Here is an 8,348-nt window from a genome sequence, read left to right on the forward strand (position 1 = left end):
CGGCGTGGGTGACCGTGCGCATCGCCTTCCTCTCGGCATCGATGGCGACCGTGCTGGGCACGCTCGCCGCGCTCGCGCTCACACGATATGGCCGGTTCACCGGTCGTGCGCTGTTCACAGGCATGATTTACGCTCCGATGGTCATGCCTGAGGTCATCACCGGACTGTCCTTGCTGTTGTTCTTCGTGGCCATCGGCCTCGACCGGGGCTTCTGGACAATCACAATCGCGCACACCACGCTGACCATGTGTTTCGTCGCCGTCGTCGTGCAGGCTCGCTTGATGACGTTTGATCGGTCTCTGGAAGAAGCGGCCATGGATCTCGGCGCGCCGCCGTTAAAGACGTTCTTCGCGATCACTTTGCCGCTCATCGCGCCTGCGATCGTCGCCGGATTTCTACTCGCCTTCACGCTCTCGCTGGATGATCTCGTGATTGCGAGCTTCAACACGGGACCGGGAGCGACGACGCTGCCGATCCGGATCTACAGCCAGGTCCGTTTGGGCCTTTCGCCAGAGGTCAATGCGGCGTCAGCAATCCTGATTGGAATTGTCGCCATAGGCGTGACCGCCGCGACGATCTTGAGCAAGCGTTCCGTTCTGCGTTCGGAGCGAAATGCTCACTGAGCCGTTGCAAGAGGGAGTGGAGCGCCGCCGGTCTGTTGCGCCGGTCCGAAGAGCGGTTTTGCAGCGCCGGACCTCAGGATCAGCGACTTCACATCGGGCGTGATCACGACGGAATCCCAGCCGCCGTCGATGTCGAAGACGATCAGCGGCGAAGCATTCGGTACGGGTGTTGCAGGATCGACCAGTGCCTTGATGTTCAAAGTGCGATCGGCGAGCGATACTTGCCCCTTCAAGGTCGTGCGCAATTCAGGCGCGGTCAGCCGTCCATCGACGATTTCGCCGACCCCGGAACCAACCGCCAAGCTGACCTGAGCGAGGTCGAAGGCGGTGCGTCCACCGCGCCAATCCAGCGATGCGGCAAGGGGACGTTTCTCGATGCGCTTCATGACGTCGTTGAGGCCGATGCCGATCAGCTCTCCGCGCTTGATGTTCACCGCCGCGCGACCATGACTTCCCCGGACGATCTCGGCAACCGTCGTGCCGGCGGCCTCGACCTGGATCTGCCCCTGGGCCTGGCCGGTAATCCAACGAGGCTCACCGATCACATTGAGGAAGCTTGAAAGATCCACGCGATCGAACGTCGCCTGGCTCTTCAGCTCCGGCTTGCCGTCGATCTGGGCCAACGAAAACCGCCCCTTCAAGGTCCCATCATGAAAGGTGGCCCGTCCCAGCGACGCTTCGATATGGCCCGGCTTGACGAGGATACTGGCAGCCATGTCTTCGAATGTAAGCAGACCGAGCTTGGCCTTTGTCGCCGACAGCCGAATATCGAGATCGCCACCGGTCATGCGCGACAGGTTGATCGGCTCTTCGTTCCAGTTACCGGAGAGCGTCTTGGTCTGCGTGAAAGGAACGACGAAATCCGAGAGGTCCAGCTTGTCGGCGGCCAGCGTCCCCGCAATCACGGGGCGCTCCGTATCGAAGCGCACCGACAGGGTTCCATCCAGGCGGTCATTGCCGAGGGCGACCGTGACCGAGGGCCAAGACAGGCGGCGCTTGTTGATGGAAAAGTCGCCCGCGATCGAAACGGCGCCCGTCAGTGGGCTGAGCGGGAGCTGCAACCCGCTCCAGCGGGCGAAGTCCCGCAGAGATCGGCCGGTGAGGGCGCTCGTGCCGTTGATGCGCGGATCCGATCCGAGTTGCGCCTCTCCGCTGATATCGACGTTGCCGGACAGCGATTTGAGCGCCAGCACAAACGGGCTCGGACCACCGGATGCCAGGCGCGCCGGTGTCATGGAGATCTGCTTGATTTCGATGTCCTCGCCACGCCAGGAGGCAAATCCGGCTCCGGTCAGCTCTTCATCGCCTCCGCGCCAATTGACGACCACATTGACCCGGTCGAGTTGCGCTTTCGGGAGATCGGCCCATTTCACCGTCGTTCCTGTCAGGACGAGGCGGCGTGCGCGGTTGGGATCGCGCTTGCTGTTGGCCAGGGAACCGGCCCAGGCGAGCGAGCTGAGTTTCTCGAACGAGGTCGTGATCTGGGTGTCGCTCAGCATGATCTCGGACAATTCGATCCGTCCGAACAGAAGCGGGATGAGACGAAGCTCTCCGCGCAGGAAGCCACCCTCGACCTTGGTCGTGCCATCGTTCGAGGCGAGGCTGATATCTTCCAGCTTGACCCGGGGCGTCGGCAGAAACGCGACGGTGCTGCGGCCGTTGACCTTGAGGCCAAGACCGTAATTCGACTGGAGGTGGGCCGTCACAGCAGCCGGGAATCCCTGGCTGGACAAGGTCCAYGGGACAGCCGCGCTGCCGAGGAGCGCTAGCGCGACGAGCGCGAGAATGAGTACGACACGACGAGACATGAGCGATTGGATCTGGACCGGTTGTCCCAACGTCGCAGGCGGAGGAATGAAAATCAGCCGAATCTCGGGCGAGATCGGCAGCACGTATGGGAACTGCATATATCCATATGAAGGTATTGTCTAAAGTGTGGYCGCCATGCAGGGTGATGATCAACCGGATAAAATGTAACACTGGAACAGATCCAGGAGGCTTTATGAATAAGGTTTTTGCCGACGCTCAAACGGCGCTCGCCGGTCGGGTGAAGGACGGAATGACGATCATGGCCGGCGGCTTCGGCTTGTGCGGCATCCCGGAGGCGCTGATCGAGGCCATCCGCGAATCCGGCGCCAAGGATCTTACCTTCATCTCCAACAACGCTGGCGTCGATGGCATCGGCCTCGGACGCCTCCTGGAGACCCGTCAGATCCGGAAAATGATCTCGTCCTACGTGGGTGAGAACAAGCTTTTTGCGCAGCAATACCTCTCGGGCGAGCTGGAACTCGAATTCAATCCGCAAGGGACGCTTGCCGAGCGCATTCGTGCGGGCGGCGCAGGCATTCCGGCCTTCTTCACCAAGACCGGCGTCGGGACGATCATCGCCGAGGGCAAGGAGGTCCGCGAATTCGACGGCGAGACCTATGTCATGGAGCGAGGGCTGTTTGCTGATATCGCCATCGTTCACGCCTTCAAGGGCGATACCGAGGGCAACCTCGTCTACCGCAAGACCGCGCGCAACTTCAATCCGATGATGGCGAGCGCCGCGAAGTTGACGGTGGCGCAAGTCGAACATCTGGTCGAGGCCGGTACTATCGACCCCGACTGCATCCACACCCCGGGAATTTTCGTCAAACGCATCGTGCATGTGCCAAATCCGGTGAAGCGCATCGAACAGCGCACTACACGCCCGCGAGCGGCAGCCTAGAGGAGAACGAGATGGCTTGGACCCGTGAACAAATGGCTGCTCGTGCCGCCAAGGAGCTGCGCGACGGCTTTTACGTCAATCTCGGCATCGGTATTCCGACGCTGGTCTCCAACTACATTCCGGCGGGAATGCGTGTGCAACTCCAATCGGAGAACGGCATGCTCGGCATGGGCCCCTTCCCCTATGAAGGGGAGGAGGACCCGGATCTGATCAATGCGGGCAAGCAGACGATCACCCAGCTTCCCACCACGAGCTATTTCTCGTCGGCGGATTCCTTCGGCATGATCCGTGGCGGCCACATCGATTTGTCGATCCTCGGCGCCATGCAGGTCGATCAGAAGGGCGATCTCGCCAACTGGATGATCCCCGGCAAGATGGTCAAGGGCATGGGCGGCGCCATGGATCTCGTTGCCGGCGTGAAACGTGTGGTCGTCGTGATGGAGCACACCGCGAAGGACGATCCGAAACTCCTCAAGACGTGCAATCTGCCGCTGACTGGCGCCGGCGTCGTCGATCTGGTGATCACCGATCTCGGCGTTTTCGCCATCGACAAGAAGGGCGGCACGGGGATGACGCTCATTGAACTGGCAGACGGTGTGTCGGTCGATGAGATCAAGGCCAAGACCGAGGCCGATTTCCGTGTGGCGCTCGGCGAGGGCCAGCAATCAGCGGCTTGATCCGTTCGCGACGTCGAACAAGTGATGTGTTCAGGCGCTCGGCGAGGCCGTCGAGCGCCTGATTTCCGCGCTTCGTACGAGTTGAATCACGGGCAAAAGGCCGACGAGAACGATCACCAGCGCCGCGAATGAGCCATCCTCGAATGCCCCGCGGGATGCGTTGCCGTAGACCAGCGTCGCGAGCGTTTCCGTGTTGAGGGGGCGCAGGAGAAGCGTCGCCGACAATTCCTTGATGCAATCGACAAAAACGAGCAGCGCTGCGCTGGCGAGCGCCGGCCGCAGCAAGGGCAGTTGAACGCTGAGAACCAGTTCGCGCGGCCGTGCTCCAAGTGTTCTGCCGGCATCTTCGAGATTGGACGATATCCGGTCGAGACCCGCTGACAGAGATCCTGTCGCAATGGGAAGAAACCGGATCGTGTAGGCGATCACGATGCCGGCGACTGAGCCGAGAAGAACCAGGCCCAACCGCTCGCCCGTCACGAAGCGCCAAGTGCTGCCGATCCAGTTATCGACAGTGACGAGCGGCGTGAGCAACCCCAATGCCAGTACGGTGCCCGGCACCGCGTAGCCGATGCCAGTCACAGCCTTCGCCATGCGCGTCACCTGCGTGCGGGCAAGACGGGAGGCTGTCACGACGACGATGCCGAGAATGATCGTCGCGATGGTGGCCGCGATGGAGAGACCGAGCGTCGTAAAGAAGTGGCCGATGAAGGCCGCATCCACCTGGCTCGAAAGGTCGCGGCGGAGAACCTCGCGCAACAGAAAGCCGAGGGGCAATACAAAGCCCATGGTGATCGGAACGATGCACAGCAGTGTCGCCAGCCAGCCGCTCCATCGGGACAACCGAACGGGCTGTGTGACGCGTGGCCGCCGTGTGGAAAGTGCGTAGCGCCGATCTCGCCGTGCGCGTTGTTCGACGACGATGAGAATGATGACGACAGCGAGCATGACGCAGGCGATCTGCGCAGCGCCGGCGAGGTTGTTTCGATTGAGCCATGTCGTGAAAATCGACACCGTGAGGGTGCGCACGCCGAGATATTCCGCGGCGCCGATATCGTTCAAAGCCTCGAGGAGCGCGAGCGAAAGGCCCACCGCGAGGGCAGGGCGAGCAAGGGGGATCGCAACCGCCGTGAACAGCTTGAAGCGTCCGGCGCCGAGCGTGCGCGCAACCTCGATCATGTTCGCGCCCTGGGTCAGAAACATCGCGCGTGCGGCAATGTAGACATAAGGGTAGAGGACCATCGACATGACGAGAATGCAGCCGGGCAAGGACCGAATCTCGGGAAACCAATAATCGGCCCGCGACTTCCATCCCATCACATCGCGCAACGCCATCTGCAACGGCCCGGCCGCGTCGAAGACTTCCACGTAGATGTACGCTGTGATGTATGTTGGAACCGCAAGCGGCAATGGCAGAAGCCACACGACGACATCGCGCCCTGGAAATCGGTGCGCGGTCACAAGCCATGCGCAGGCGATGCCGATGCCGCCAGCGAGCGCCGCAACGCCGGCGAGAAGAGCGCCGGTGTCGAAGAGTGCGTACGGCAGCACGTCGGAAATCAGGCTCGGCAGTTGGGCGGGGTCGCCTGTCATGGCGATGCTGACGAGCGAAACCAGCGGTGCGAGCACCAGCGCTGCAACAAGCAGCAACACAGCCAGAGACCAGAGTGGCGCGCCGTTGCAGGCGCGCCGAACGGCAGTCAGGGAAAAGCGGGCAGGCAGAGCCAGCGTACTCATTGGCCGAGCCTGCTCATGGGAACGACATGTCGATCCGTTTGATCACGATCCGCTCCGCTCCAATCCGGTCGCGTCAGCGATCGACGCCGACTTTGTCGACGAGTTCGCTCGCCTTGGCGCGGGCTTTGCCGATGGCGGACACGCTCATCGGATCGGCCTTCAGAGTACCGAACGACTGGATGAGCGCGTTGACCGGAACTCCGGACCGGACGGGGTATTCGTAGTTCACGTCGGCGAACACTTTCTGCGCGTCCGGCGTGACCATGTATTCCATGAGCTTGACCGCGTTCTGCTTGTTCGGGGCGTGCTTCATCAATGCCGCGCCCGAAACGTTGATATGCGTTCCGCCGTTCTGGAACGTTGGCAGAATGACGTGGATCGCTTCGGCCCATTTCTTCTGGTCCGGGTTGGTGCCGTTCGTCATCAGGCCGACATAGTACGTGTTGCCGAGACCGATATCGCAGACGCCGGCCATGATGTCTTTGGCCACATCGCGGTCGCCGCCCGACGGCTTCTTGGCGAGGTTCGCCTTGACGCCCTTCAACCATTCTTCCGTCTTGGCTTCGCCGTGCTTCAGGATCATCGCCGCAGTCAGCGCGATATTGTACTGATGCTGGAAGGAGCGGGTGCAGAGCTTGCCCTTCCACTTGGGATCGGCCAGATCCTCGTAAGTGATCGCCGTGTCTTTGACGCGGTCCTTCGAAGCGTACACCGACCGAGCGCGCATGGAGAGAGCGAACCAGCGTCCCTCCGGATCGCGCACGGACGCGGGAATGACCGCCTCTAAAGCCGACGATTTCAGCGGCTGCGTGATGCCAAGATCGAGTGCTTCCTGCAGGCGTCCAATATCGACGGTGATGAGTACGTCGGCCGGACTGTTCTCGCCCTCGGCCTTGATGCGCTCGGACAGACCCTGCTCGGAGAAGATGGCGTTGACCTTGATGCCGGTCGCTTTGGTGAATTCATCAAGGGTGGCTGAATAGAGACCGGGTTCGCGGTTCGTATAGACGTTCACCACACCTTGGGCAGATGCGGGCGCCGAGGCCGCAACAAATGCAGTCGTGCAAAGCGCGCCCATGAGCAATCCGTTGACGAACATGCGTACCGACATCTTTCCTCCTGAAAGTCTGACCTGGCCGCAAGGTCGAAGCCGCGGCAATGAAGGCAAGAACCATGGGAGGGATGCGGCGGTCAAGAAAAATGTAATCAATTCAATCGTTTAGACCGGTTCTAAAGTGCGAGTATCAAGCCGTCGTTTCGACCTCTTTCGCCGCATCCGTCTCTTCCGCGCCGGCGCGGAACTGCGACAGCTCCGACTCGAGCTTGTCCATATTGGCGAACATTCGCTCCGTGGTGAGACGGAGGAAGTAAAAGCCGAACTCGGGATTCTGGAAATAGAGCTGGCGGACCTGATCGTAGGTGATGCTCAAGACCTCCCCGCCGGTGAGGCATTCGAGCGTCTGCGTCCGACGATGGTCCGGCGACAAGAAGCCCATTTCCCCGACGACACGCCCCGCCGRCAAATCGAGACCGAGTTGCCGCAAGCGATACTGGCCGGTCAATGTGTAGAACATGCAATCGGCCTGATCGCCCTTGTGAAACAGGATTTCACCGGCTTTGACGGTGCGCTTCACCATGAAGGGCTTCAGCCATTCCATCGACAGGTCGCTGTTGGCCGCCCGTTTGACCGTGCGGATCAGGCGCAGCATCTGTATCAGCCGCATCGTGTTGAGCGGCAGGAGAATGAGGTTGACGATCATGCCGGGATAGAGCCCCAAGGCGGTTGCATAGGCAAACGACACGAAGTTGGCCACGATCCCTACGCAGCGAAGCGGGATGATCGTCTTCATGGCGCTGCCGGTGATCGCGAGGCCGGCGCTGAGCCAACCGAGGGCCTCGATCCATGTCATCGTCATTGTAGCCTTTCGCCTTTCGCAAACGGAAGCGGTGCAAAATCCTGGTCTATGTCAGGAATCGCGTTTTCTTGGTCGTGTGTTGCAGCACCTGCGAAGCAACCAGGGCCAGCAACGCGACAGGAAACGCTCTGTTAGTCACGAAACCGTCATGACGGCAAGCGTCGCATCTTCTGGGCGGTCTCGTCGAGATTGTACCGCTCGGGCTGCTCATTCCCAGGGCGAGCCGCGCGGTGATTGGTTATTTGAATCAATTCCTAACAAAACTGAAGCAGCTTCGTTCCCGACTGAGAGACTGAAGACGGGATCTGATAAAAAGGGCGACGCTTGCGATCACCGTCGACACCCGGATTTACGACGGACCGGTGGGGCAGACGCAGCGTGGGCTGCTAGCTCAGCGCAAGATAAGTCGCGACACCGATTCCGGTGGTGAGCAGGACATAGACCCACCGGAGCGCGCGTGTCGAAAATTCATATTCGAGTTCGGCCATGGAACCTCGATGACGCGATTCTAAGCGTCGAGCGTCCATCAACGATAATTCGTCCTCGCTGGCGATCCAACATTCTTCCGAGGTAGACCCTTCGATCCTCACTCGCCGAAGGCGGCGACCTTGTCCCTTGTCGCGAGCGGCACCGTCGGGCTCCACAATGCGCCCGTCCTGGCCCTGTCATAACCGTAGGCGTAGAG

General features: G+C 60.9%; 7 protein-coding genes. 3 read left to right on the forward strand and 4 right to left on the reverse strand.

Going from position 1 to position 8,348, the window contains the following annotated elements:
* A partial coding sequence (locus AC1DT3_RS07065) for an ABC transporter permease (RefSeq protein ID WP_477464545.1) occupies positions 1-623 on the forward strand: 623 nt, incomplete at its 5' end.
* Here the strand turns inward: AC1DT3_RS07065 and AC1DT3_RS07070 are convergent.
* The gene (locus tag AC1DT3_RS07070; protein ID WP_477464546.1) at positions 617-2,530 is read right to left on the reverse strand and encodes an AsmA family protein; all 1,914 of its coding nucleotides are present in this window, start codon (positions 2,528-2,530) and stop codon (positions 617-619) included. The two genes, AC1DT3_RS07065 and AC1DT3_RS07070, sit on opposite strands and share 7 nt — an antisense overlap.
* 95 nt (positions 2,531-2,625) lie before the next feature.
* Between AC1DT3_RS07070 and AC1DT3_RS07075 the strand changes: the two genes are divergently transcribed.
* Positions 2,626-3,333: a CoA transferase subunit A gene (locus tag AC1DT3_RS07075; protein WP_477464547.1), complete on the forward strand. Its 708-nt coding sequence runs from the start codon at positions 2,626-2,628 to the stop codon at positions 3,331-3,333.
* Positions 3,334-3,344: 11 nt separating this feature from the next.
* Entirely contained in the window at positions 3,345-4,010 is a 666-nt protein-coding gene (locus tag AC1DT3_RS07080) for a 3-oxoacid CoA-transferase subunit B (RefSeq protein WP_477464548.1), read from the forward strand.
* 30 nt (positions 4,011-4,040) lie between these two features.
* Here AC1DT3_RS07080 and AC1DT3_RS07085 read toward each other — a convergent pair whose 3' ends face one another.
* The 3 genes from AC1DT3_RS07085 to AC1DT3_RS07095 all read right to left on the reverse strand — a co-directional run bounded on the left by AC1DT3_RS07085 (position 4,041) and on the right by AC1DT3_RS07095 (position 7,663).
* Positions 4,041-5,747, reverse strand: a complete 1,707-nt coding sequence (locus tag AC1DT3_RS07085; RefSeq protein ID WP_477464549.1) for an ABC transporter permease — start codon at positions 5,745-5,747, stop codon at positions 4,041-4,043.
* 73 nt (positions 5,748-5,820) lie between these two features.
* Positions 5,821-6,858: a Fe(3+) ABC transporter substrate-binding protein gene (locus AC1DT3_RS07090; protein ID WP_477464550.1), complete on the reverse strand. Its 1,038-nt coding sequence runs from the start codon at positions 6,856-6,858 to the stop codon at positions 5,821-5,823.
* A gap of 133 nt (positions 6,859-6,991) precedes the next feature.
* Positions 6,992-7,663 carry a Crp/Fnr family transcriptional regulator gene (locus AC1DT3_RS07095; RefSeq protein ID WP_477464551.1) on the reverse strand — a complete coding sequence of 224 codons (672 nt, stop codon included), beginning with the start codon at positions 7,661-7,663 and terminating at the stop codon, positions 6,992-6,994.
* Positions 7,664-8,348 lie beyond the last annotated feature (685 nt).

It is taken from the genome of Microvirga sp. P4_G7 (assembly GCF_056401005.1).

Bases quoted from the DNA above. Each gene is read 5' to 3' on its own strand.
- AC1DT3_RS07075 (WP_477464547.1), top strand. From the start codon at position 2,626: ATGAATAAGGTTTTTGCCGACGCTCAAACGGCGCTCGCCGGTCGGGTG.
- AC1DT3_RS07080 (WP_477464548.1), top strand. From the start codon at position 3,345: ATGGCTTGGACCCGTGAACAAATGGCTGCTCGTGCCGCCAAGGAGCTG.
- AC1DT3_RS07085 (WP_477464549.1), bottom strand. From the start codon at position 5,747: ATGAGTACGCTGGCTCTGCCTGCCCGCTTTTCCCTGACTGCCGTTCGG.
- AC1DT3_RS07090 (WP_477464550.1), bottom strand. From the start codon at position 6,858: ATGTCGGTACGCATGTTCGTCAACGGATTGCTCATGGGCGCGCTTTGC.